We start from the raw sequence: 22,881 nt of genomic DNA on the forward strand, positions 1-22,881 counted from the left end.
CCCAGCAACCGAGATCAGCAAGGACGCAGATCATGTCGAACCCCATCACCCCGTCATCGGCCGAGCCCGTCGTGACCGCCACCGACCCGATCCCCGTGCCGGTGAACCGCATCCCGACGCCCGCCGCCACCCCGCCCGACATCCTCCGCTGTGCGTACATGGAGATCGTCGTCACGGATCTCGCCGCGAGCCGGAAGTTCTACGTCGACGTCCTCGACCTCGTGGTCACGGAGGAGGACGAGACGACCGTCTACCTGCGGAGCTTCGAGGAGTTCATCCACCACAACCTCGTGCTGCGGCAGGGGCCGGTGGCAGCCGTCGCTGCGTTCAGCTACCGGGTACGGAGTCCTGAGGACCTCGACCGCGCGGTCGCCTTCTACACGGAGCTCGGGTGCCGGGTGGAGCGTCGTGCCGAGGGGTATGTGAAGGGCATCGGCGACTCGGTGCGCGTCGAGGATCCGCTCGGGTTCCCCGTCGAGTTCTTCTACGACGTGGAGCACGTCGAGCGGTTGGCCTGGCGCTACGACCTGTACACGCCGGGCGCGCTCGTGCGGCTCGACCACTTCAACCAGGTGACGCCCGACGTGCCGCGGGCGGTCGCGTACATGGAGGACCTCGGGTTCCGGGTCACCGAGGACATCCAGGACGAGGCCGGGACGACGTACGCGGCCTGGATGCGCCGGAAGCCGACGGTGCACGACACCGCGATGACGGGTGGCGACGGACCGCGCATGCACCACGTGGCGTTCGCGACGCACGAGAAGCACAACATCATCGCGATCTGCGACAAGCTCGGCGCGCTGCGGATGTCGGACGTCATCGAGCGCGGCCCTGGCCGGCACGGCGTCTCGAACGCGTTCTACCTGTACATCCGCGACCCCGACGGCCACCGCATCGAGATCTACACCCAGGACTACTACACCGGCGACCCCGACAACCCGGTGGTCACGTGGGACGTGCACGACAACCAGCGTCGCGACTGGTGGGGCAACGCCGTCGTGCCGAGTTGGTACACGGAAGCGTCGCTCGTCCTCGACCTCGACGGCGAGCCGAAGCCGGTGGCCTCCCGGACCGATGACTCCGAGCTCGAGGTCACCATCGGTGCCGACGGCTTCTCCTACACCCGCAAGGGCGACGAAGCGCAGGGCTTCAAGCTCGGCAACACGCTCTAGGCCTCGGTTCGTTCGCCCATCCTTGGGCGACGCAGTGTCCGCTCGCCCAAACATGGGCGGACGAACACTGGTGCGCCGTCTCTATGCTGGCCTGATGACGAAGCCGGTCGCCTTCGAGAGTTTCACCGGATCCGCACCCGGAGCGGCGTGGGACGACGTCACCGCGCTCTTCGTGGAGGCGTTCACCGCCGAGCCGTACAACGAGGACGCGCTCGACCTCGGGACGATCCGGCAGTGGGGGCCCGAGCACCTCGGACACCGGGGTGGGCGGCTCGTCACCGCCTCGGACGGCGGGCGCCTCGTCGGCTTCGCCCTCGCCCACGGCCTCGACGCAGACCCGGCCTGGCTCGGCATCCTCGCGCAGCTCGCCGAGGGAAGCGACGCGGCGAGCGCCGCCCTCGCCCAGCCGGACGACACCGTCGTGGTCCACGAGCTCGCCGTCACGGCATCCGAACGCGGACGCAGCATCGGACGGACCTGCCTCGCCGCACTGCTGCGAGATCGGACGGAATCGCAGACGTTCATCGGCGTCTACGAGCGGGCGACCGCGGTGGCCGCGATGTACCGCCACTGGGGGCTCACCGAGGCCGGTCGGGTACCGATGCCTGGCGACGCGATCGCGCTGCGGGTCCTCACCGCGCCGACGGCCGAGTTGGCGTTGCGACTCAGCGTCCCGGATCCGAACGTGGGCGCATGACCCGGCGGACGGTCTGGCTCAGCTCGGATGAGTGGGAGTGCTGCGGCAAGCCGTTCGCGACGGGCGACGCTGTCATCTTCGCGGTGTGGCCGGTAGCAGCTGACCGGAAAGCCTGGTTGGTCGAGACGGTCGGCGCGGACCTCACCGCCCGCATCGACGCCATCGAACAGCACCATGACGGTGCTGCAGCCCCCGAGCGATTGTCCGGGACGGTGGTCCGATCGGCGACGGTCTCGGTGCCCTCACGCCTGACGCTCACCGAACGGCCACCGCTGCCACCAGGGGTCGCCGGCCCAGGGTCGCGCTTTCCCGGTTCCCCTGACAGCCCCGTGTTCGCCGAGGTGCGGCCCTCTCGATACGTCATGCACCACGACGTCGTCGCCGGGCCGCCCGTGGTGCGTGAGGCGTCCCTGGTCCCGCCGGAATCGGAGCAGGACCACGCCCAGATCCGAGCCGAGGCCCGAGCCGCACGAGCAGCGGCGGACGCGCCCGAAGCAGCAGCGCCCGGGTGCGTCCCACCGCCCGGCAAGATCGAACCCCGACTGGTCGGCTATCTCGTCGAACTCGATGTCGACGGCCCGGACACGGAGGTGGGCGCATGACGCGGCGGACGCTCTGGCTCACCCGCTGGGAGTGGCGCTGCTGCGGCGGCCCCTTGGTAACCGGAGAGCAGGCGACGCTGTCCGTCTGGCCTGTCGACGACACACAGCGGACCTGGCTGATCGATGAGATCGGGGCCGATCTCGCGGTGCGGATCGACGGTGTCGAGAGGCACCACGAGGAGGACCCCGCTCCGGAGTGCTTGACGGGCACGCTGTCGAGGCTGGCGACGGTGTCCGTGCTCTCGCGCCTCGTCCACACGGAGCGCCCTCCGTTGCCACTCGGAGCCCTGCCTGCGGCGAGGCGACTGATCGGTCCCCCAGGCAGCGGCGTGTACATCGGCGTACCGCACTCCCCGTTCGTGACGCACCATGAAACTGTGCCAGGGCCGCCCATCGTGGAGGAGACGCCTCGGATTCCGCCCCGGCGCGGGGTCGAGGGCGCCGACGCCCGGTCGGCAGCACGAGCTCGGTCAGCAGCGCGAGCAGCGGAACAGGCGGCCGCGGACGCGGAAGCCGAAGCACATGCAGCGCGCGGGACCATCCCACCACCGGGCGAGGTCGAACCACGACTTGTCGGCTACCTTGTCGAGCTCGAACTGGACGTCGACTGAGCCGGACCGGCGTGGCTCAGCCCGCTCGGCGCAGTCCCAGCAGCGTCGCGTCGATCAGGCGTTCGGCGCGCTCCGGGGTCATCCGGTCCGACTGCTCCGCTGCTCGCGCGACCGCGATGCCGTCGAGCACCGCCAGCAGGAGTGCCGCATCGTCCGCGGCCAGGCCGTCTTCCGGGAACGCGGCGACGAGCAGCCGCAGGAGGACCTCCTCGGTGCGGGCCCAGTCAGCAGCGTGGATCGCGCGCACCTCGGTCTCGGTGCTCGCCCGAGCGGCGAAGGCGACCCAGACGATCCCGTCGGTCAGGTCATCACCCTCGACACAGGCGATCTCACGACAGAAGATCCGAAGTCGCTCCCCCTCGGAGTTCATCGCCTCGAGCCGTGCTGCCACACGCCGACGGAACCGCTCGTTGACCTCGGTCATCGCCGCGACGACCAGTCGATCCTTCGTCGGGAAGTGATGCTGGACCGCGCCGACGGAGACACCGGCCTCGCTCGCGACCGTGCGGATGGTCAGCGCGTCGGCACCGCGCGACGCCATGATCCGCAGCAGTGCATCGAGGATCCGATCCCTGTTCGTGTCCTGCTCGGTCATCGCCTCCGCTTTCGCCATCGCCCACTCGACAGGGTACGGTCTTCACATGACCAATACGAGCGTATTGCCGCTATCACCGCCGACCTCCCGACGCATCGCCGCACTCGACGTGGTCCGCGGACTCGCGATCCTCGGCACGCTCGGCACGAACATCTGGGTGTTCTCGCACCCCTGGGGTCTGCTCGGGATGCTCTCGGGCCCGGTGACGCCGGAGACCGGCCCCGCCGCGGGCACGATCCAGCTCGCCCTCATGGCGCTCACGCAGGGTAAGTTCCTCGCCCTCCTGACCCTGATGTTCGGCGCGGGACTCGCGATCCAGCACGCCACTGCACGCCGACGCGAGCAGCGCTGGCCGGGCCGGTACCTGTGGCGCGCCACCCTGCTCCTCATCGACGGTGCGGTGAACTACGTCCTCATCGCGGAGTTCGACGTCCTCATGGGCTATGCGGTCACCGGCGCCATCGTCGCCTGGCTCCTGCTCACGAGGCCCCGCGCCCAGCGCACCATGATCGCCGTCTTCGGCGCGCTGCACGTCCTCCTCATCAGCGCGATCGTCGCGTTCATCGCCACGACGCCGGCGGTGTCGGGCGACCTCCCGCTCCCCGCCGGATCGAGCCCCTACGCCACTGATTCGTTCCTCGGCCTGGCGGTCTTCCGGCTCGACAACATGGGGGTGTTCCGCGCGGAGCCCGTGCTGATCGGATTCCTCACGCTCGCGATGTTCCTCGCCGGCGCACACCTCTTCCAGGCCGGGGTCTTCGGTGAGACCGGGGGGCGACTCCGGCGCCGCCTGATGATCATCGGGGCCTGCGCGCTCCCGGTCGACCTCGCCCTCGGGATCTGGGGAGGTACGGCGGGGCTCCTCGCCGAACGCTACCTGGCCGCACCCCTCGTGGCGCTCGGGATCCTCGGCGCCACCGTCGAGCTCTGTCGTCGCTTCGGCACCGACGGCTGGACCGCCTCACGCCTCCGCGAACTCGGGAAGGTCGCCTTGAGCGCGTACCTGCTCCAGAACCTCCTCGGCGGCGCGATCTTCTACGGCTGGGGCTTCGGCCTCGCCGAACTCGCCGCCCCGTGGCGCGTCCCGGTCACCGTCGCCGCGTTCGTCGTCATCGCCGCGCTCGTGACCGGCTTCGCCCACCTCTGGCTCCGGCGGTTCGCACTCGGCCCCGTCGAATGGCTCTGGAAACGCGGTGCGGAGCTCGGGACGAAGCAGCCGGAGGGCCGACCCTCGCTACGGTGAGACCATGACCACCGTGCACCTGACCGGCCAGTTGATCTGCGCGACACCGACCGACGTGGCGATCGTCGAGACCCATCTGCCGGAGCATGTCGCGCTCACCCGCGCCGAACCGGGGTGCGTGTCGTTCGAGGTGACGCCGACGGACGACCCGCTCGTCTGGGACGTCGCCGAGGTCTTCGAGGACGACGAGTCGTTCGCAGCACACCAGGCGCGCGTCGCGTCAAGCGAGTGGGGGCGCGCGACCGCGGCCATCGAGCGCCGCTACCTGGTGACCCGGTCGCCAGCGGGCCAGACCGTCATGGACGTCAGCGACGACGACCTCGCCGACCTCCGCCGCAGACTCGACGACACCCGCTGGCCTGACCGGTGGCCGACCGCCGGTTGGGAGGCCGGCACCGACCAGGACGAGCTGCGGCGACTCGTCACCTACTGGGCGGACGACTTCGACTGGGAGGCACAGCAGCGGGACATCAACGCCCTGCCGTGGCACCAGGCGGAGATCGGCGAGGCCGCCATCACCTATCTCCGGTTCGACGCTGAGGCCCCGGGCGGCATCCCCGTCGTCCTCACGAACGGGTGGCCGAGCACCGCCCTCGAACTGGTCGGACTCGCCAGGCGCCTCGCGACGCCGTCCCGCTTCGGCGGGGACCCGGCGAGCGCCGTCACCGTCATCGTGCCAGCGCTGCCCGGCCTGCCGTTCTCGCCGCAACGGCCGACCTCCGGCGATCAGACGCACGAGCTGTGGCACACGCTGATGCACGATCACCTCGGCTTCGCCCGGTACGCCGCCCATGGAGGCGACCTCGGGGCCGGGATCACCTCTCGGCTCGCGCAGGCGCATCCCGAGGCGGTCGCCGGCATCCACCTCCTCGCGGTCGCCGCGCCGCTCGAGGTCGACGCCGAGACGCTCACCGAGGAGGAGCAGGCGCATCTCGCCCGGGTCGAGGCCTGGGACGCCGAGGAGGGCGCGTATGAGCATCAGCACCACACGCGTCCGCTCACGCTCGCTCCCGCACTGTCCGACTCCCCTGTCGGCCTGCTCTCGTGGATCCTCGAGAAGCATCGGGCCTGGAGCGATTGCGGCGGCGACGTCTCGTCCCGGTTCAGCGACGACTACCTCGCGACACTCGCCTCCGTCTACTGGTTCACGAACGCGATCGGCACCTCGCTCCGCCCGTACTACGAGTCCGCGACCGGGATCACGACGCGTGTCGACCGGGTCGAGGTGCCGACCGCGGTCGCGCTCTTCCCGCACGACCTGGCGAGCCCGCCGCGCAGCTGGGCAGAGCGGAGCTACGACGTGCGACGGTTCACGACCATGCCCCGAGGCGGCCATTTCGCCCCGCACGAGGAGCCCGAGCTCCTCGCGGACGACATCCGGGCGTTCCTGACGACGCTGTAGCGGACGACAGCACGGCGCTCGTCGTTGCCGATAGGCTGCCCCACATGTCTCCAGTTCGTGATTGATCGGCCCGCGCGTCGTCCCCGACGCTCATCGTCCCGATCCTGATCACCCCGCGCGCCGTCGAGCGCGCCCTGTTTCACTGGAGTTCCTCTCATGTCGTCCACCCGGACAGCACGTTATCTCGACGTGCTCGCACTTCCCCATGTCCCGCTGACCTTCGGGTCCGCACTCGTCGGCAGATCCGCCTACGCGCTGGTGCTGCTTCCCCTGCTCTACGCGGTCTCCGAGGCGACGGGTTCGATCGCCCTCGCGGGTGTCGCGGTGGCCGTCTACGGCGCCACGGCGAGCCTCCTCGCACCGCTTCGGGCCTGGTTCATCGACCGCCACGGCGCGCGTCGCGTCCTGGCCATCCTGGTCCTCGTCTTCGGTGGCGCCATCGCGGCCCTGGCCGTCGCGTCGCTCACCGACGCTCCCGGAGCACTCCTGATCACGCTCGCGGGACTGGCGGGCGCGTTCGCTCCCCCACTGGGGCCGACGATGCGAGTCGCCTGGGGCCGACTCACGCCAGACGGTGAACTCCTGCGCAAGGCACTCAGCCTGGATGCGGTCATCGAGGAACTCCTCTACCTCGCGGGACCCGCGGCGGCCGGGTTGGCCCTCGCCGTCATCGCCCCGGGGACGGCGCTCCTCGTGCCCGCCGGGTTCGTCCTCATCGGCGGACTCCTCTTCGTGAGCACCTCGACCGTCGGCAGCATGGCGCCGCAGGATCGCAGCGTCCCCCGGCAGGACTGTGGGCGGTCACTCCTACTCGACGCCCGCTTCATCGCCATACTCCTGCCGGTGCTGGTCGCCGGGGCGGTCTCGGGCACGATCAGTGTCGCCGTACCGGTCGTGCTCGCGGAATACGGTGGTGCGGCCGCCGCGGGCATCGCCCTCGGACTCTTCGCCGGCGGGAGCGCCCTCGGCGGGCTGCTGTACGGGGCGCTCTCGGTCCCGGGGTCGGCCGTCCGCCAGTTGGTCGCACTCGCGGGGGCGCTCCTCGTCTCGGCCTCGCTCATCGCCGCGGTGACCGGCTTCCTCGCCGTCGGCGTCGTCCTCGCGGTCGCCGGGCTGTTCTTCTCGCCGATCATGATCGTCTCCTACGTCGCCGCGCACACAGCCGGTGGGCGCTACCAGCAGAACGCCGCGACGACCTGGGTGAACACGGGACACAACATCGGTGCGGCAGCGGGCAGTGCGATCGCCGGCGTCCTCATCCAGGCGGCCGGTGCACCCACCGCGGTCGTCGGCATCTGTGCGGCGGCAGCCGTCGTCGTCCTCGTCGCGGCGACGCTCGCCAGGCTCACGCCGGGTGAGTCGTCCACCGGGGACGACTCACCGCGAACGTGATCGGGGCCCATCGATACGGTGAGAGCATGCGCACCGTCCGAGACGCCTATGCCCGTCGGTCCGCCGAGTACGCGACGCTGCTGGGCACGATGGCGTCAGTGCACCCGTCGGACCGGAAGCTCGTGACCTCCTGGGCCGACCGGATCGCCGATCCCGCGCTGGACGCCGGCTGCGGCCCGGGCCATTGGACGGCGTACCTCGCCTCGCGCGGGCTCGACATCCGTGGCGTCGATCTGGTCCCCGAGTTCATCGCGCATGCCCGCGCCGAGCACCCGGAGACGCGGTACGACCTCGGCAGCCTCGACACCCTCGACGCAGAGACCGGCTCGGTGGGCGGCGTCCTCGCCTGGTACTCGCTGATCCACCACCGTCCCGACACGATCGAGACACCGCTCGCGGAGTTCGGACGCGTGCTCCGACCGGGCGGCGAACTGCTGATCGGCTGCTTCGAGGGTCCGGCGGTCGAGGCGTTCGACCACGCCGTGGTGACGGCCTATCGCTGGCCGGTCATGGAGCTGGCCGAGCGGGTGCGCCGGGCGGGGTTCGAGGTCGCCGAGACGCACACCAGGACGAGCCTCGACCAGCGGCCGCACGGCGCGGTCCTGGCCCGGCGAGCCGACGCGGTGAGGTGAGGTGGTTCGTCGCCCGGCCCGAGGCTGAGCGACGATCCGCCGCAACTCACTGCCGCTGCATTTCCAGAGTATGCCGGGCACCGGGGCTTGCCGCAAGACCCCTTCCGGCCTCCAGAATGGGTGGCCGCGGTCGCCTCCGACCGCGAGAACGGGGTCCTCATGCATGACGTCATCATCAGCGGTGGCGGCCCGACCGGCATGATGCTGGCAGCCGAACTCCGGCTCCACGGCGTCGACGTCCTCGTCCTCGAGCGGGACGCCGAGCCGAACCCTGCCGTGCGGTCGTTGGGCCTCCACCCGCGGAGCATCGAGATCCTCGACCAGCGCGGCATCCTCGACCGGTTCCTCGCCGAGGGCACGCGGTACCCGGGCGCCGCCGGTCACTTCGCCGGGATCGTCCCGCCGCGACCCGTACCGCTCGACACCGCGCACGACTACATCCTCGGTCTCCCGCAGCCGGTCACCGATCGGCTGTTGACCGAACGCGCGCTCGAGCTCGGTGCCGAGTTGCGTCGCGGGAACGGACTCGTCGGCCTCGAACAGGACGATGACGGCGTCACCGTCGAGCTGGACGACGGTGAGCGCCTGGGGGCACGGTGGCTCGTCGGATGCGACGGCGGGCGGAGCACCGTCCGGAAGATCCTCGGCATCGGCTTCCCAGGCGAGCCCGCGCAGACCGAGTGGATCCTCGGGGAGATCCAGGTCACCCTCCCGGCCGACGAGGTCGCCGCCATCGCCGACGAGGTCCGGAAGACGCACCGTGGCTTCGGCATCGGACCGGTGTCCGACGCGTTCTTCCGCGCGGTGGCGCCCGCCGACGCCCCCGCCGACGAACGCCTGGCGACTCCGACGATCCAGGAGTTCCGGGCCCGGCTCGAGCGCTTCGCCGGGACCGACTTCGGCGCACATTCCCCGCGCTGGCTGTCGCGCTTCACCGATGCGACGAGACTCGCCGAGCGCTACCGGGTCGGCCGCGTGCTGATCGCCGGCGACGCCGCCCACGTGCACCCGCCCCTCGGCGGGCAGGGCCTCAACCTCGGAGTCCAGGACGCGTTCAACCTCGGATGGAAGCTGGCCGCCGAGCTCGCCGGGTGGGCACCGGCCGACCTCCTCGACACCTACGCGACCGAGCGCCGCCCGGTCGCCGACGACGTCCTCACGCTCACCCGAGCACAGAGCGTCCTCCTGTCCCCCGACCCCGGCCCGCAGGCGGTGCGTCGGCTGTTCTCGGACCTGATGTGGTTCGACGACGTGGCCCGTTTCCTGGGCGAGCGGATCGCGTCCACCGGCATCCGATACGACGTCGGAGGTCCCGGCGCAGCGGTGGACAGCGGCTCGGACAAGGGGTCGCTGCTCGGTCGACGGCTCCACGACCTCCCCCTGGTCGACGGCGGGCGCTTGTTCACCCTCCTCCACGAGGGTCGCGGACTCCTGCTCGACCAGACCGGGACCCACGGGCTGTCCGGCTGGGCGGACCGCGTCGACCGGGTCGCCACCACGACCCCGGAGCTCGCGGCCACGGCGGCGCTCCTGCGCCCGGATGGCCACGTGGTCTGGCTGGCCGACGGGCGGGAACCACTCGAACCGGCCCTCCGGCGCTGGTTCGGCGAGCCGACGCGGTGAGGTGAGGCGGTTCGTCGCCCGGCCCGAGGCTGAGCGACGATCCGCCGCAACTCAGCGAGCGCTCAGTCGTGGTCGATGGAGGCGACCGCGTCGGCCACCTGCGACTTCCCCTCGGCCACGCGGTCGTCGTCGTCGGTGACGATCCCGATCGTCTCCTCGATCCGACCTCCGACGGCCTGGATGATGGCCGCGGGCTGCGGCGCCTCCGGTTCCTTGTCGTCGCTCCCGTCCGAGTCCTCGGGGTAGACCTGGAGTCGGTCGTCGTCGCCGTCCGCCACCGTGCGCCTGGCGTGGTCGACGCAGAGCTTCGCGACCTCCTCGGCGTGCGCGTACATGACGGAGTGCGCAGCACCTGGGATCTCCCAGAGGCGTGAGGAGGGCAGGAGTTCGCCGACCCGTTCCACCCACTCGCGCGGCGCGACGGCGTCGTACTCGCCGCGGATCACGAGCGTGTGCGCCTGCACCTTCGGCAGGGCCTCCTCGATCGGGTAGGTCAGCATCTCCGGCAGGACCCGCGAGAACCACTTGAAGCCACAGAAGACGTAGGCGCTGACGGCGAGCACCTTCACGGTGAGCGGTTCGTGCCAACTCGACTGCAGGAACCGGACCGCCTGGGTGAGCACCCGCCGCTGACCGGGCACGACGACCGGGCCGATGAGGATGAGGGTCGACAGCTCGGGGCGACGGGAGACGAGGTCGCTGACCACCTGACTGCCCATCGAGTGGCCGACGATGATCGGGTCCTTGAGATCGAGTTCGTCGATGACCCGACCGACGAGGTCCGCATACTCGCGGATCGTGAGCGTCGACGAGGGGTGCGGCACCCCGCCGAAGCCGGGGAGGTCGAGTGCGTGCACCGGCCCGAACTCGTTGAGGTGCGGCGCGAGGCGCTCGAAGTACGTGGACGAGACACCGATGCCGGGGATGAGGATGAAGGAGCGATCGCCGCTGGATCCCACGGAGTTGACCCGGACGTAGACGTCGCCGTCGTAGACGCGATCGACCCGCACACTCCGCTTGCGACGCTTGCGTTCGATCCTCGACATGCCCCCAGCGTACAAGCGGCCGGCGTCTGCACCGCCGGAGCTGTCAACCATGCGGGATTCGGATCGGCGATTGCGATGATGGAGGCGACCGGAGCGGCAATCCCACGCTCCCTGAGAGGTGGCACCACGATGACCGTTCCCCGCGTCCTGATCTCCGGAGCCAGCATCGCCGGCCCCGGCCTGGCGTTCTGGCTGAACCGCTACGGCTGGGAGACGACGGTCATCGAGCGCGCGCCGGCGTTCCGCGACGGCGGCCAGAACATCGACGTGCGGGGCGCTGCTCGCGAGGTCCTGCGACGCGCGGGCCTCGAGGACGCGGCACGCGAGGCGACCACCGGCGAGCGCGGCACCCGGTTCGTCGGTGACGCCGGTGAGACGATCGCCGAGTTCCCGGTGTCGGACTCCGAGACCGACGGCGCGACCGCCGAGGTCGAGATCCTCCGAGGTGACCTGGCCCGCATCTTCATCGACGCGACGGACGGCACCACCACCTATCGGTACGGCGACCACATCACCGGGCTCGACGACGACGGCGAACGGGTCCTCGTGTCCTTCGCACATGGCGAGGATGAGGCGTTCGACCTCGTGATCGCGGCGGACGGCATCCGATCGTCGACCCGTGAGCTGGCCTTCCCCGGCGAGGCGGTGACCCGGTCCCTCGGCCTCGAGATGACCTACCTCACGATCCCTCGCGACGACGCCGACGTGCCGTGGTGGCAGTGGTACTCGGGCGTCGGCGGCCGCAGCGTCACGCTCCGACCCGACCGGCACGGCACCACCCGGGCCGTCCTCACGGAGGTCACGTCCGACCGCGGCGACGGCGTCGTCCCCGCGCGCCGCGACCTCGACGCGCAGCGACGGCATCTCAGGAACCGGTTCGTCGGACTCCCCTGGCAGACGAACCGGATCCTCGAGCACCTCGACGACAGCGACGACGTCTACTACGAGTCCATCGGCCAGGTCCGGACGCCCCGCTGGGCATCCGGACGGGTCGCACTGCTCGGTGACGCGGCCTGGTGCGCGTCGCCCGTCAGCGGTATGGGGACGAGCCTGTCGATCGTCGGCGCCTACGTGCTGGCCGGTGAGCTGGCGGCGCACGTGCACCACCGGGACGCCTTCCGCGGGTACGAACGGATCATGCGCCCCTACGTCGAGCAGGCCCAGTCACTGCCGCCGGGTACGCCGCAGCTCGCCAACCCGACCTCGAAGGCCGGCGTCGCGGCGTTCCGCACCGCACTCCGCGTGGCCGGGTCGAAGCCGGCGAAGCTCGTCGGTGCGCAGTTGTTCTCCCCGCCGGCCGACAAGATCGACCTGCCCGAGTACGAGCACCTGGCATGACCGGCGAGCCCAGGCCGATCGCCTCGAGCGCACCGGCACTGTCCGGCCCGGTCGTCGCCGCGCAGGAATGGCGGGACCTGGCGTTCGTCCACTGGCGCGTCCCGGCGAGCGCCGTCGCGCCATTGCTGCCGCCCGGGGTGGTCCCCGACGTCGTCGACGGCTCCACCTGGGTCGGGCTGATCGCCTTCCAGTTGGGCGACGCGCGAATCGGCCCACTGCCGCCGTCGCCCATCGGCGGTTCCTTCACCGAGGTGAACGTCCGGCTGTACGGGGTCGACGCCGAGGGGCGTCGCGGCGTCGTGTTCCGGTCGCTCGAGGCGTCGAGCCTGCCGGCGGTCCTCGCTGCCCGCGCGATGTTCGGCCTGCCCTACCAGTGGGCGCGGACCGCGCAACGGCCGACGGACGACGGCTGGGAGTACGCGTCGCGGCGGATCACCATGTCGCCGACGACACGAGGTCCGGGCTTCCAGCTCGGCGTCGACGTCGACCGGGCGACGACCGTCGACGACGAGCTGTCACAGTTCCTGACGGCGCGGTGGGGGCTCTTCCAGAGCCGCTTCGGTCGGACGCAGTGGTTGCCGAACGAGCACGAACCCTGGGTCCTGCACCCGGCTCGTGTCACGTCGTTGCGCGACGAGCTCTGCGCGGCGGCGGGCCTCCCGGGTGTCGTCGAGCACGAGCCCGACTCGGTGCTCTTCAGCCCCGGCGTGACCGCCCGGTTCGGGATCGGCTCGTTCCTCGCCCGCTGAGTGGCGGATCAGTCCGCTGCAGCGACCGCGGCGAGCACGGCGGGATCCTCACAGCCGCGCGCGAAGCCTCGGATGCGGCGGTCGATGTCGCGCTGCAGGACGATCGCACCGATGCGCTCGGCGATCGGCGCCAACCACCGCGGCTTGCACGTGGAGTTGTAGCGCCAGACGGCGAGGGTGCGCTGGTCGTCGCCCTCCACCGGGCTGAAGCGCCAGCCGCCGGCGAGCCGCTCGAAGAACCATGAGCCCTTCGTCATCTTCATACCGACGTTGGTCGGCGGGTGGTACGACACGTACTCGCTGACCATCCGGAACCCGAACCGCTGGACCGTGAAGGTGCGGACGCCCTTGGCGGCCTCCTTCGCGCCGTCGAGGAAGTACTGCCTCCGGATGAACGGATCCCAGCGCATCCGGGTCTCGCCCGTCGTCTGGGAGATCGCGAACGCGACGTCGGGCGGGACGGGCACGGTGCAGCGGGATTCGACGACGGGCATGCCCCATCCTGACACGGCGCCGAAGTGAGGCAGATGGTCGCCCGGAACACCGCCGGGCGACCAGGTGCCTCACCTCAGCGACGGAGCGCGGCGGGCAGCACCCGGTCGACGAGCTTGAGCAGCACGGCGAACACGATCGCGACGACGAGCACCATGAGCGCGTTCCGGACGGCACCGTCGAAGCCGAGCTGCGTCGCATCGAGGAAGGGGTAGGGGTACCAGCCGGTGATGCCGCCACGGATGAAGGTGAAGACCACCCAGGCGAGCGGCCAGAGGAACGCCCAGGCGACGGTGCTCCAGGTGAAGCGCGGACGCGGACCGAACACGAGCCAGGCGCCGAGCGTGAGCCACGGGGACAGGTAGTGGAACCCGATCGTGATGACGAGCGCCCACCCGGTGAGGTTCACCTGCGGCGCCAGCACCACCGCGTACACGATGCCGGTGATGACGATGCTGAGCAGGGCGTCGAGCCGCGCGACCCGCCAGAGCCGACCGTCACGCAGGGGGTCGATCGCCAGCAGGACGGACACCGCGAGCACGATGAGGTTGCTGAGGATCGTGAACGCACTGAAGATACGTGCGAAGCGGGTCGCGAGGCCGACGGACATGTCCACGCCACCCGAGCGGGCGTCGGCGCCGCCGGTGATGACGAGGACGATCTGGATGACGAGCGAGATCGCGATGATCACGGCGATCAGGAGGTAGACCACACGGCTGGCGGTGACGACGACCGCGGACGGCGCGACCTGCGTGGGATGGACGGTGGTGCTCACCCGCCAACCCTAGCCAGCCCGCCGCACCCCACCTCCCCCAAGCCCTGACGCATGCGCTTTCAGGCCAACAGCGGCAGTCGCCCGACGATCCGGTCCACCCGGTTGCGCGGCCCGACCAGGGCGACGGCCAGCGGGGCGAGGGCCTCCGACGCGGTCGCCGCCACCGCCTCGAGGTACTCGTCGTAGACCCGGGTGAGCTGGGCCGCCTCCGGCATGTCGACGACGACCACACCGTCCGAGCCCGCCGCCTTGGTCCGGATCGCCGCCAGTTGCTCGGCCGGAGCGGTCAACACGCTGCACCCGGCCCACGGCAGTCCGGGATGAGCCGAGCCGTCGGCGTCGACGGCGTCCGGTCCGAGAAGTCCCTGCACCCGTGCTCCGATCGCCGCCGCGACGCAGGCCGCCGCATTCACGGCTCGACCGGCCGGGAGGTCCTGCTGCACGACGACGACCCACTTCAGCCGGGCGGACCGCGTGGGCGCCGCCGTGTCGATCTCCTCCGGCGCGAAGCCGACGAATTGTTCTTCCGTCATGTCTCTCCCTGATGTCGTACGTGAATCGATCCTCAGGCTATGTCGAGCGGCACCACAACGAATTCGACCCCGTACATCGTCCGGACGAACTGGCACAATCGACCGCATGGACGAACTTGATACGGCGATCCTGCGCGAACTGCAGCGCGACGCACGGCGCACCAACCGGGACATCGCTGCCGCGGTCGGCGTCTCGCCCACCACTGCGCTCGACCGGACCCGGGGCCTGTACCGCCGCGGCGTCATCCGCGGCGCGCGACTCGACGTCGATCTGGCGTCGCTCGGTCGCTCGGTCCAGGCGCTCATCGCGATCCGGATCCGACCGCCGTCGCGCGTCAACATCGACGCGTTCCGCAGCTGGGCGATCACCCTCCCCGAGACCATCGGCGTCTTCGTCGTCTCCGGGAACGAGGACTTCCTGCTCCAGGTCGCCGTCACCGACAACGACGCGCTCTACGCCTTCGTGATCGACAAGCTCACCGAACGCGAGGAGGTTGCGGACGTCCGGACGAGCGTCGTCTACGAGCACGTGCGACCGCAGGTGGTGATGCCCGCGGAGGCGACGACCTGAGCGACTGTGGCGACAGATCAGCCGACGTGCTCGCCGAGGAACCCACGGACGTCGTCGATCTCGGCCTGGTCGATCCCGTGGGCGAGCCCCGGGTAGGTGCGCTCGGTGAGGGTCGTGTGCAGCGGCAACCACGCTGCGGCGCGCGCGACGGCCGGCGCGGCGATGACCCGGTCCTCGAGACCCCGTCCCCAGAACACCGCGGGCTTCGTCGCCGCCAGCACCTCGTCGCCGGGCTGTGGTGCACTCAGGACGAAGCCGGCGAGGATCACCGGCGCCCCGACCCGCTCGGGTCGGGTGCGCAGCAGCTGCGAAGCCATGAAGCCGCCCTGTGAGAAACCGATGGGCACGATGCGCGCCTCGGCCGACACGTGTTCGTCGATCCAGCCCCAGACGGCGTCCGTTGCGCGGGCGATCGGCTCCGGGTCCGGGTTGCCCGGCGTCGTGATCTCGAACCAGGCCGCCCCGCCGTGTCCCATCTCGAGCGGCGCGCGCAGCGACACCCAGGGCATGCCGAGCGCGAGGGGCCCGACGAGGCCGGTGAGGTCGTGCTCGTTCGAGCCGTAGCCGTGGAGGAGCACCGCGACGACGGGAGCGGACGACGCGGCGTCGGCCCAGTCGACGGAGCGGACGTCGCGCAGTGCGGTGGTCATCGGGACAGCAGCTCCTCGGTCGACAGGTCGGGCAGCGCCACGGTCACGCGGGTCCCCCACGGGTCGGAGACGGTCACGGAACGACCGTCCGCGTCGAAGGGGATCGTGCGAGCGCGCAGCCTCGCGGCCAGCGTATCGAGGTTCGCGAGGTCGGGGACGGTGATCGACACGTCGCCGAGGCCGAGGGCGGCCGCGCGAGGTCCGGCGCCCTGGCTGTTCCAGACGTTCATCGCGATGTGGTGGTGGTACCCGCCGGCGGAGGCGAAGATCGCGCCGGGGTACTCGGTCTGCGTCGTCTCGAATCCGAGGGCGTCGACGTAGAAGGCTCGGGCGGTCTGGAGGTCTCCGACCTGCAGGTGCACGTGCCCGACGGCACCGGCCAACGACGGCCCGGCGCCGAGGGCGTCCTCCGTGAGGTGCCGCTGCAGGTAGGCGTTCGGGTCGAGGTACGTGGTGGTCATGGCGATCTGGTCGCCCGAGCGCACCCAGCTGCTGCGCGGGCGGTCCGTGTACAGCTCCACGCCGTTCCCCTCCGGGTCGGTGAAGTAGAACGCCTCGCTCACGAAGTGGTCGCTCGACCCGACGAACTGTCCGCGGGGATCCTGCGCGGCCCGATAGACCGTCGCCGAGAGACTCGATTCGTCCTCGAACAGGAACGCCGTGTGGAACAGGCCGGCCTGCCGCCGGTCGACGGCCGGCAGGTCCGGCGTGTGCACGAGTCGCACGAGCGGGGTGTCGCCACGACCGAGCACCCGGTGCACCTCGCGGGCACGGCTGCGCTCCTCGAGCGGCTCCATCGCGAAGGCGTTGGCGTAGTAGCCGGACATGAGGTCGAGGTCGCCGACGCGGAGCGTGACCGCGCCCATCGACGTCTCCGGGGCGAGCAGACGCTCGTCGAGCACAGCGGACATTCGGTCTCCGATCGGGTGATGGGGTCGGTACAGGCTACCCCGTTTACTTGTAGATGTAACCAATTCAGGGTCGTCGTATTCCGCGATCGGCCGACACGCCTGTCAAGCCCTTGTCTCGCGCGCGCGAGGGGTGTGGGCTGGAGGACCACAACGAGAAGAGTGCTCACATGACCGATGCCAGCAGCGCGGCCGACCGCAGACGGAGTCGCCGCGGACTTCCTCCCATGAAGACCCTCCTCACCGACCTCCGCGAGGACGTCGTCCGCCTGGTCACCGGCGAGATCGCCCTGTTCAAGGCGGAGATGACGAAGAAGGCCAAGGACCTCGGGATCGGCGCGGGGATGCTCGTCGTCGCCCTGGTGCTCGTGCTCTTCGGCTTCGGGACGCTCATCGCGGCCGCCGTCCTCGGACTCGCCACCGTGCTCCCCGCCTGGCTCGCCGCCCTCATCGTCGGCGTCGTCCTCATCCTCGTCGCCGGGATCCTGGCGCTCGTCGGCGTCAAGAAGCTCAAGGCCGGCGCGAAGCCCGTTCCCGAGCGCAGTGTCGAAGCCCTCACCGGCGACCACCTCGCAGAGCACCAGCAGCACGACTCGAAGCACGACACCAAGGAGGCCGCAGCATGAGCGACCAGGATCTCGCCCGCCCCACTCCCCCCGAGGGCGCCGGGCTGAACACCCTGCAGCTCGACGTCGAGCAGACGCGTGAGCACCTCGCACAGACGCTCGACCTCCTCTTCCAGAAGTTCGACGTCCGCACCGCCGTGGCCTACCACCTGCGCACCACCGCCATCGTCGTCGCCTCGGTGGCGGTCGTCGGCGCCGGCGTCCTGCTGTGGCGTGCGAACCGAGGGCACCGTGTCTGAACCCACCAAGCAGCGCCAGGACCGCGTCGAGGCGAGCCAGCCCGACGATCCGAAGGACCGTCACGCGGATGACGCCGAGGAGACGATGCAGCCGCAGCGCGTCCCCGTCCCCTGGGGCTACGTTCTGAAGCGGACGCTGCACTCCTTCACCTCGAACCAGTGCACCGACCTCGCCGCGGGGCTCACCTACTTCGCGATCCTGTCGCTCTTCCCGGCCGTCCTGGCGCTCGTCTCGATCCTCGGCCTCTTCGGGCAGAGCCGCAACGGCACCGACGCCCTCCTCGAGATCGTCGGCAACCTCGCCCCGGGCGACAGCCTCGGTTTCCTGACCGACGCGGTGAACCAGTTCGTCGAGTCACCGGCGATCGGCTTCGCGCTCATCGCCGGTATCGCCGGTGCCGTGTGGTCGGCATCCGGCTACGTGGGCGGCTTCGGTCGCGCGCTCAACCGCATGTACGGGGTCGAGGAGGGTCGCAAGATCTGGTCGCTGCGTCCGACGCAGCTCGGCGTGACCCTCGTCGTCCTGCTCGTCATCTCGGTGATCGCCCTCGCACTCATCGTGTCCGGCCCGGTCGCGCAGGCCATCGGACAGGCGGTCGGTCTCGGTGAGACGGGCCTCACGGTCTGGTTGATCGCGAAGTGGCCGGTCATGGCCGCCGCGCTCGTCTTCGTCATCGCCGTGCTGTATTCAGCGACGCCGAACATCAAGCCGGAGAAGTTCCGTTGGATCAGCATCGGGGCGCTCACCGCTCTCCTGATCCTGCTCATCGCCTCCGTCGGGTTCGGCTTCTACATCGCCAACTTCAGCAACTACGACGCCACCTACGGCTCGCTCGCCGGCATCATCATCTTCCTGCTGTGGATCTGGATCGCGAACCTCGCACTGCTGTTCGGTGCCCAGCTCGACATCGAGATCCAGCGTGGCCGCCAGCTCGCCTCGGGTGTCGCCGCGGAGCAGGAGCTGCAGTTGCCCCTGCGGTCGGACGCCGCGATCAAGGCGCTCGCCGACCGCGACGCGAAGGACGCCCTCGAGGGCCGTCGCGTCCGACGTGCAGCGGACCGCACGGACTGACCCAAACAGCCCGCGAACTGTCAGAAACGGCTAGTCGGACGGCGTCTGACTAGCCGGAACTGACAGTTCGCGGGCTGCTGTGGGGTGGGACGGGGTTACGGCGTGGGCATACCGCCGTTGACGTTCAGGGTCTCACCGAGCACGTAGCTCGACTCCGCCGACGCGAGGAACACGTAGGCGGGCGCGAGCTCGGCCGGCTGGCCCATGCGGCCGAGCGGGGTGTCCTCGCCGAACTCGGCGATCTTGTCCTGCGGCTGACCGTCCGACACCTGGAGCGGCGTCCAGATGGGGCCGGGCGCGACCGCGTTGACGCGGATGCCCTTGGGCGCGAGCTGCTGCGCCAGCGCCTTCGTGAAGGCGTTGATGGTCGCCTTGGTCGACGCGTAGTCCACGAGGATGTCGGAGGGCGAGTACGCCTGGATCGACGTCGTGTTGATGATCGACGAGCCGGCCGGAAGGTGAGGGAGGGCGGCCTTCGAGAGCCAGAACATCGCGTAGACGTTGGTCTTGAAGGTGTCGTCGAACTGCTCATCCGTGAGGGTGGTGAGGTCCTCGTTGAACATCTGCTTGCCGCCGTTGTTCACGAGGATGTCGAGTCCTCCGAGGCCCTCGACCGTCTGCGCGACGAGGTCGCGGCAGTAGGACGGGTCGCGCAGGTCGCCCGGCAGGGTGAGGACGGTGGCGCCGGCCTCGCGGACGATGCCGGCGATGCGCTGTGCGTCCTCTTCCTCCTCCGGGAGGTAGGACAGAGCGACCGAGGCGCCCTCGCGGGCGAAGGCGATCGCGGTGGCGGCACCGATACCGGAGTCGCCGCCGGTGATGAGCGCCTTACGGCCGGTGAGGCGACCCGAGCCGCGGTAGCTCTCCTCGCCGAGGTCGGCCTTCGGGTCGAGCTTCGCGTCGAGACCCGGCTCGGGCTGGTGCTGCTTCTCGGCGGTGATGTGGGCGTAGAGCTTCGCCGGGTCGGTGAAGGTGTACTGGTCGTTGGCCATGGTGATGGTCCTCTCGTTCAGTGTTCGGTCGTGGTCGGACAGGTCGGAATGGTTCAGGTCAGGTGCGGTCGGTCGCCGGGTCGGGCACCGAGGTCGATCGGCGTCCGTAGGAATTGACGGGTCGGCCGGTCGCGAGGCCGTCGAATCGGAAGATGCTGCCGCTGAGTGGCGCGTCCACTAGATCCGCCTCGGTGAGGTTCTCGCGGGCCGTCCCGACGAAGAGCGTCGTGAGCTCGGGCCCGCCGAAGGCCACCGAGGTGACGCCCGGGGCCGGCACGCTCAGCTCGTCCTCGACGGTGCCGTCCGGGCTCCACCGGAGCACGCGACCACCGCCGTTGACGCCGTTCCAGAATCGACCGTCGGTGTCGAGCGCGAGGCCGTCGGAGTCGTAGCCGACGAGGAAGGGCTCCAGCGGCCCGAGTCGGCCGTCTTCTCCCGTGCTCGCCCGGTAGACCGTCGCCACGGTGGTGTCGGTCACGTACACGGTGCGACCGTCGTCGGACCACTCGAAGCCGTTGGTGACGCCGAAGCCGCCGAGCAGCGTGCGGAGTCCGGTGTCGTCGAGCAGGTACAGGGCGGCATTCGGTTCGCCGGTGGTGACGTTCATGGAGCCGACGAGGAACCGGCCGAACGGGTCGACCTTCGCCTCGTTACTGCGCAGGCCGGCGTGGACGTGGTCGACCTTCGCCAGGGTCTCGGCGATGAGTCCGTCGTCGTCGAGGGTGACGATGCGGTCACCGAGTGCGGCGATGTAGCCGCCGGCGGCACGCGGCTGCACGGCGCTCAGCGGCGGTGGGAGCTCGGTGACGCGGTCGTCACTGCCGTCCACGGCGCCGTCCATCCGTCCGCGGTGCAGCGTGCCCGCGGTGATGTCGACCCAGACGACCTCGTCGGTGCGGGCGTCCCACCAGATGCTCTCGACGAGGATCGCGGGGGTGTCTCGGAAGACCTGTGGGTGAACATCCATTGCCTCCACGGTACGGACCCGGACGGGTGTCCCCGCGGGGCTTGCTTTCCCAGCATGGGGCGGGTACCCGCGTGCGTGCCCTTCCACACTTCGACAGGCTCAGTGCGGCGCAGCTCAGGGACCGGAGAGCTCAATCCTGCTCGGTGAGCTCCTTGATCGTGAGGGCCGCGTTGATGAGCGCGAGGTGGCTCAGCGCCTGCGGCAGGTTGCCCCAGTGCGCGCCGTCGGCCGGGTCGATCATCTCGGCGAGGATCCCGACGTCGTTGGTCATGCCGACGAGCTCGTCCATGGCCGCGATCGCCTCCTCGTGACGACCGACGCAGGCGAGCGCGGAGGCCCGCCAGAACGCACAGGCGACGAAGGTGTACTCCTCCTGCTGCACGCCCGAGTACCGGTACAGCAGTGCCCCCTCGCCGAGTTCGGCCGTCAGCGCGTCGATCGTCGAGGACATCCGGTCACCGCGGTCGAACCCGCTCATCGCGTGCAGCAGCACGGAGGCGTCGAGGTCGTCGCTCCCGGGGAACATGACGTACGCCCCGCGCTCCTCGTTCCACCCGTGCTCGTCGATCCACTCCCGGATGCGGGCCTGCTCGGTGCGCCAGCGGTCGGCACTGCCGGCGACCTGCCCGAGCTCCGCCAGGTGCACCGCGTCGCCGAGCGCCTGCCAGCAGCCCATCTTCGACGACACGTAGTGCTCCTCCTGGGGCAGCTCCCACATGCCGGCGTCGCGGTTCCGCCACAGGTCGCAGGTGCGGTCGGCGACCTCGGCGAGGAGACGGCCGGTCTCCACATCGAGGACGTTGCCGGCGTCGACGTAGGTGCGGCAGATCGCGAAGAGGTCGCCGTAGACGCCGAGCTGCAACTGCCCCTGGGCCGGATTCCCACTGACCACCGGACCGATGCCACGCCAGCCGGCGACGTCGTGCTCGACCACTCCGTCGGGCACACCGCCCTCGAGTCCGTAGAAGATGTGCAGCTCCGGCCCGTTCTCACGGATGGTGCGCAGCAGCCACGACACGGCGGCGTGCGTCTCCTCACGGAGACCGAAGCGGACGAGCGCGTGCGCGGTGTAGGCGAGGTCGCGCACCCAGGCGAAGCGGTAGTCCCAGTTCTTGGCCCCGCGCGGGTTCTCCGGCAGCGAGGTCGTGGCGGCCGCGGCGATGGCACCGGTCGGACTGAAGATGAGCAGTTTCAGGGCGAGCGCACTGCGCTGCACCTGGTCCGCCCAGGGGCCTTCGTAGGAGAAGGCCCGGGACCAGGCGCGCCAGTTGTCGATGGTCCGATCGATGCCGACGTCGACGTTCGCCGGGACCGGCAAGTGGATCGGCTCACCGTGGGTCGCGACGATGATCAGCAGGTGACGGGACTTCTCGGTCGTCGTGAAGCGACCGGAGAGCTCCGTCGGCATGGCTCCGTCGACCTCGACCGCCTCCGGCCCGTACTCGTCGCCGACGACCGCGATCGTCGTCGCGCCGGAGCGGATGATGGGGCCGCGCGTGCTGTCCTCGATCCAGGGCGAGGCCGTCCCCAGCGCGGTCCCGGGCCGGACGCGCCAGGTGAACTCGACGCTGCCTGAGACGCCGTCGATCCGGCGTGCGAGTTCGGCCCAGGGCAGGCGCCCCGCGATACCCGTGACGAGTGCGTCCGTGATCGTCGCGCGCCCGTGCTCGGTCGTGAAGGTCGTGCGCAACACGTTGGTGCCGGAGACGTAGCGTCTCGTGACGGTGTACTCGCCGACCGGCTCGAGCTCGATGCACCCGCCGGAGTCGTCGTCGAGGAGCCTGGCGAACACCGGCATGGAGCCGAGGTCGGGAATCGGCAGCCAGTCGACCTGGCCTCGGAGTCCGATGAGGGCGACGGTGCGGCCGTCCCCGATCGGTGCGTACGAACGGAGATCCTCGCCAGCTGCGGTCATGCGATTCACCCTACGAGCCGCGCCTCCGAATCGCCGGGG

25 protein-coding genes are annotated in these 22,881 nt (G+C 70.4%); 15 read left to right on the forward strand and 10 right to left on the reverse strand.

The window, feature by feature from the left end; all coding sequences use genetic code 11:
• The first annotated feature begins 32 nt into the window (after positions 1 to 32).
• The 4 genes from hpaD (at position 33) to ACQ3HE_RS08530 (ending at position 3,082) form a co-directional block, all read left to right on the forward strand.
• The gene (hpaD, locus tag ACQ3HE_RS08515) at positions 33 to 1,172 is read left to right on the forward strand and encodes a 3,4-dihydroxyphenylacetate 2,3-dioxygenase (protein ID WP_430892208.1); all 1,140 of its coding nucleotides are present in this window, start codon (positions 33 to 35) and stop codon (positions 1,170 to 1,172) included.
• A 94-nt stretch (positions 1,173 to 1,266) separates the two neighbouring features.
• The gene (locus ACQ3HE_RS08520) at positions 1,267 to 1,869 is read left to right on the forward strand and encodes a GNAT family N-acetyltransferase (RefSeq protein WP_430892210.1); all 603 of its coding nucleotides are present in this window, start codon (positions 1,267 to 1,269) and stop codon (positions 1,867 to 1,869) included.
• A complete protein-coding gene (locus ACQ3HE_RS08525; protein ID WP_430892212.1) occupies positions 1,866 to 2,471 on the forward strand; it encodes a DUF6578 domain-containing protein in 606 nt (201 codons plus the stop codon). The genes ACQ3HE_RS08520 and ACQ3HE_RS08525 overlap by 4 nt, the downstream gene beginning before the upstream one ends.
• Positions 2,468 to 3,082 (forward strand): DUF6578 domain-containing protein, encoded by a 615-nt coding sequence (locus ACQ3HE_RS08530; protein ID WP_430892214.1) that lies wholly within the window; start codon positions 2,468 to 2,470, stop codon positions 3,080 to 3,082. Before ACQ3HE_RS08525 ends, ACQ3HE_RS08530 begins: the two co-directional genes overlap by 4 nt.
• A 16-nt stretch (positions 3,083 to 3,098) precedes the next feature.
• Here the strand turns inward: ACQ3HE_RS08530 and ACQ3HE_RS08535 are convergent, their stop codons facing one another.
• The gene (locus tag ACQ3HE_RS08535) at positions 3,099 to 3,677 is read right to left on the reverse strand and encodes a TetR/AcrR family transcriptional regulator (RefSeq protein WP_430892216.1); all 579 of its coding nucleotides are present in this window, start codon (positions 3,675 to 3,677) and stop codon (positions 3,099 to 3,101) included.
• Positions 3,678 to 3,723: 46 nt separating this feature from the next.
• Between ACQ3HE_RS08535 and ACQ3HE_RS08540 the strand changes: the two genes are divergently transcribed.
• The 5 genes from ACQ3HE_RS08540 (at position 3,724) to ACQ3HE_RS08560 (ending at position 9,969) form a co-directional block, all read left to right on the forward strand.
• Positions 3,724 to 4,920, forward strand: a complete 1,197-nt coding sequence (locus ACQ3HE_RS08540; protein ID WP_430892218.1) for a DUF418 domain-containing protein — start codon at positions 3,724 to 3,726, stop codon at positions 4,918 to 4,920.
• Between the two features lie 4 nt (positions 4,921 to 4,924).
• The gene (locus ACQ3HE_RS08545; protein ID WP_430892220.1) at positions 4,925 to 6,322 is read left to right on the forward strand and encodes an alpha/beta fold hydrolase; all 1,398 of its coding nucleotides are present in this window, start codon (positions 4,925 to 4,927) and stop codon (positions 6,320 to 6,322) included.
• Between the two features lie 156 nt (positions 6,323 to 6,478).
• Positions 6,479 to 7,714 carry an MFS transporter gene (locus ACQ3HE_RS08550; RefSeq protein ID WP_430892222.1) on the forward strand — a complete coding sequence of 412 codons (1,236 nt, stop codon included), beginning with the start codon at positions 6,479 to 6,481 and terminating at the stop codon, positions 7,712 to 7,714.
• A 26-nt stretch (positions 7,715 to 7,740) separates the two neighbouring features.
• A complete protein-coding gene (locus ACQ3HE_RS08555) occupies positions 7,741 to 8,346 on the forward strand; it encodes a class I SAM-dependent methyltransferase (RefSeq protein ID WP_430892224.1) in 606 nt (201 codons plus the stop codon).
• 159 nt (positions 8,347 to 8,505) lie between these two features.
• Positions 8,506 to 9,969: an FAD-dependent monooxygenase gene (locus ACQ3HE_RS08560; protein ID WP_430892226.1), complete on the forward strand. Its 1,464-nt coding sequence runs from the start codon at positions 8,506 to 8,508 to the stop codon at positions 9,967 to 9,969.
• Positions 9,970 to 10,031: 62 nt separating this feature from the next.
• Here the strand turns inward: ACQ3HE_RS08560 and ACQ3HE_RS08565 are convergent, their stop codons facing one another.
• Complete coding sequence (locus ACQ3HE_RS08565; RefSeq protein WP_124768512.1) at positions 10,032 to 11,015, reverse strand: alpha/beta fold hydrolase; 984 nt, start codon at positions 11,013 to 11,015, stop codon at positions 10,032 to 10,034.
• Positions 11,016 to 11,144: 129 nt separating this feature from the next.
• Here ACQ3HE_RS08565 and ACQ3HE_RS08570 point away from each other — a divergent pair, with 129 nt between their 5' ends.
• Both ACQ3HE_RS08570 and ACQ3HE_RS08575 read left to right on the forward strand, forming a co-directional pair.
• Positions 11,145 to 12,353, forward strand: coding sequence for an FAD-dependent monooxygenase (locus ACQ3HE_RS08570; RefSeq protein WP_430892228.1), 1,209 nt, complete (start codon positions 11,145 to 11,147; stop codon positions 12,351 to 12,353).
• The gene (locus ACQ3HE_RS08575) at positions 12,350 to 13,102 is read left to right on the forward strand and encodes a YqjF family protein (protein WP_430892230.1); all 753 of its coding nucleotides are present in this window, start codon (positions 12,350 to 12,352) and stop codon (positions 13,100 to 13,102) included. The genes ACQ3HE_RS08570 and ACQ3HE_RS08575 overlap by 4 nt, the downstream gene beginning before the upstream one ends.
• Positions 13,103 to 13,110: 8 nt before the next feature.
• On the opposite strand, the gene ACQ3HE_RS08580 is transcribed toward ACQ3HE_RS08575, so the two are convergent.
• From ACQ3HE_RS08580 to ACQ3HE_RS08590, 3 genes are all read right to left on the reverse strand, one after another.
• Positions 13,111 to 13,596 carry an SRPBCC family protein gene (locus tag ACQ3HE_RS08580; RefSeq protein ID WP_430892232.1) on the reverse strand — a complete coding sequence of 162 codons (486 nt, stop codon included), beginning with the start codon at positions 13,594 to 13,596 and terminating at the stop codon, positions 13,111 to 13,113.
• Between the two features lie 74 nt (positions 13,597 to 13,670).
• On the reverse strand, positions 13,671 to 14,369 hold the full coding sequence (locus ACQ3HE_RS08585) for a Pr6Pr family membrane protein (protein ID WP_191940342.1): 699 nt from the start codon (positions 14,367 to 14,369) through the stop codon (positions 13,671 to 13,673).
• A gap of 59 nt (positions 14,370 to 14,428) precedes the next feature.
• Complete coding sequence (locus ACQ3HE_RS08590) at positions 14,429 to 14,902, reverse strand: DUF2000 domain-containing protein (RefSeq protein ID WP_430892234.1); 474 nt, start codon at positions 14,900 to 14,902, stop codon at positions 14,429 to 14,431.
• 106 nt (positions 14,903 to 15,008) lie between these two features.
• On the opposite strand from ACQ3HE_RS08590, the gene ACQ3HE_RS08595 reads away from it, so the two are divergent.
• A complete protein-coding gene (locus ACQ3HE_RS08595; RefSeq protein WP_430892235.1) occupies positions 15,009 to 15,473 on the forward strand; it encodes an Lrp/AsnC family transcriptional regulator in 465 nt (154 codons plus the stop codon).
• Between the two features lie 17 nt (positions 15,474 to 15,490).
• On the opposite strand, the gene ACQ3HE_RS08600 is transcribed toward ACQ3HE_RS08595, so the two are convergent.
• Both ACQ3HE_RS08600 and ACQ3HE_RS08605 read right to left on the reverse strand, forming a co-directional pair.
• The gene (locus ACQ3HE_RS08600; protein ID WP_430892237.1) at positions 15,491 to 16,123 is read right to left on the reverse strand and encodes an alpha/beta hydrolase; all 633 of its coding nucleotides are present in this window, start codon (positions 16,121 to 16,123) and stop codon (positions 15,491 to 15,493) included.
• On the reverse strand, positions 16,120 to 17,034 hold the full coding sequence (locus ACQ3HE_RS08605; RefSeq protein WP_285038501.1) for a VOC family protein: 915 nt from the start codon (positions 17,032 to 17,034) through the stop codon (positions 16,120 to 16,122). The genes ACQ3HE_RS08600 and ACQ3HE_RS08605 overlap by 4 nt, the downstream gene beginning before the upstream one ends.
• A 167-nt stretch (positions 17,035 to 17,201) precedes the next feature.
• On the opposite strand from ACQ3HE_RS08605, the gene ACQ3HE_RS08610 reads away from it, so the two are divergent.
• The 3 genes from ACQ3HE_RS08610 to ACQ3HE_RS08620 are packed head-to-tail and all read left to right on the forward strand — an operon-like array spanning position 17,202 to position 18,968.
• The gene (locus ACQ3HE_RS08610; RefSeq protein ID WP_071261765.1) at positions 17,202 to 17,657 is read left to right on the forward strand and encodes a phage holin family protein; all 456 of its coding nucleotides are present in this window, start codon (positions 17,202 to 17,204) and stop codon (positions 17,655 to 17,657) included.
• Positions 17,654 to 17,896 (forward strand): DUF3618 domain-containing protein, encoded by a 243-nt coding sequence (locus tag ACQ3HE_RS08615; protein ID WP_064297084.1) that lies wholly within the window; start codon positions 17,654 to 17,656, stop codon positions 17,894 to 17,896. Before ACQ3HE_RS08610 ends, ACQ3HE_RS08615 begins: the two co-directional genes overlap by 4 nt.
• On the forward strand, positions 17,889 to 18,968 hold the full coding sequence (locus ACQ3HE_RS08620) for a YihY/virulence factor BrkB family protein (RefSeq protein WP_430892239.1): 1,080 nt from the start codon (positions 17,889 to 17,891) through the stop codon (positions 18,966 to 18,968). The genes ACQ3HE_RS08615 and ACQ3HE_RS08620 overlap by 8 nt, the downstream gene beginning before the upstream one ends.
• Positions 18,969 to 19,063: 95 nt before the next feature.
• Here the strand turns inward: ACQ3HE_RS08620 and ACQ3HE_RS08625 are convergent, their stop codons facing one another.
• The 3 genes from ACQ3HE_RS08625 to ACQ3HE_RS08635 form a co-directional block, all read right to left on the reverse strand.
• Positions 19,064 to 19,960, reverse strand: coding sequence for an SDR family oxidoreductase (locus ACQ3HE_RS08625; RefSeq protein WP_085512035.1), 897 nt, complete (start codon positions 19,958 to 19,960; stop codon positions 19,064 to 19,066).
• A 58-nt stretch (positions 19,961 to 20,018) separates the two neighbouring features.
• Positions 20,019 to 20,927: an SMP-30/gluconolactonase/LRE family protein gene (locus ACQ3HE_RS08630; protein ID WP_430892241.1), complete on the reverse strand. Its 909-nt coding sequence runs from the start codon at positions 20,925 to 20,927 to the stop codon at positions 20,019 to 20,021.
• A 130-nt stretch (positions 20,928 to 21,057) separates the two neighbouring features.
• Entirely contained in the window at positions 21,058 to 22,842 is a 1,785-nt protein-coding gene (locus tag ACQ3HE_RS08635) for a glycoside hydrolase family 15 protein (RefSeq protein ID WP_430892243.1), read from the reverse strand.
• Between the last annotated feature and the right edge of the window lie 39 nt (positions 22,843 to 22,881).

It is taken from the genome of Plantibacter auratus, from assembly GCF_050587365.1.
Lineage (GTDB): Bacteria > Actinomycetota > Actinomycetes > Actinomycetales > Microbacteriaceae > Plantibacter > Plantibacter auratus.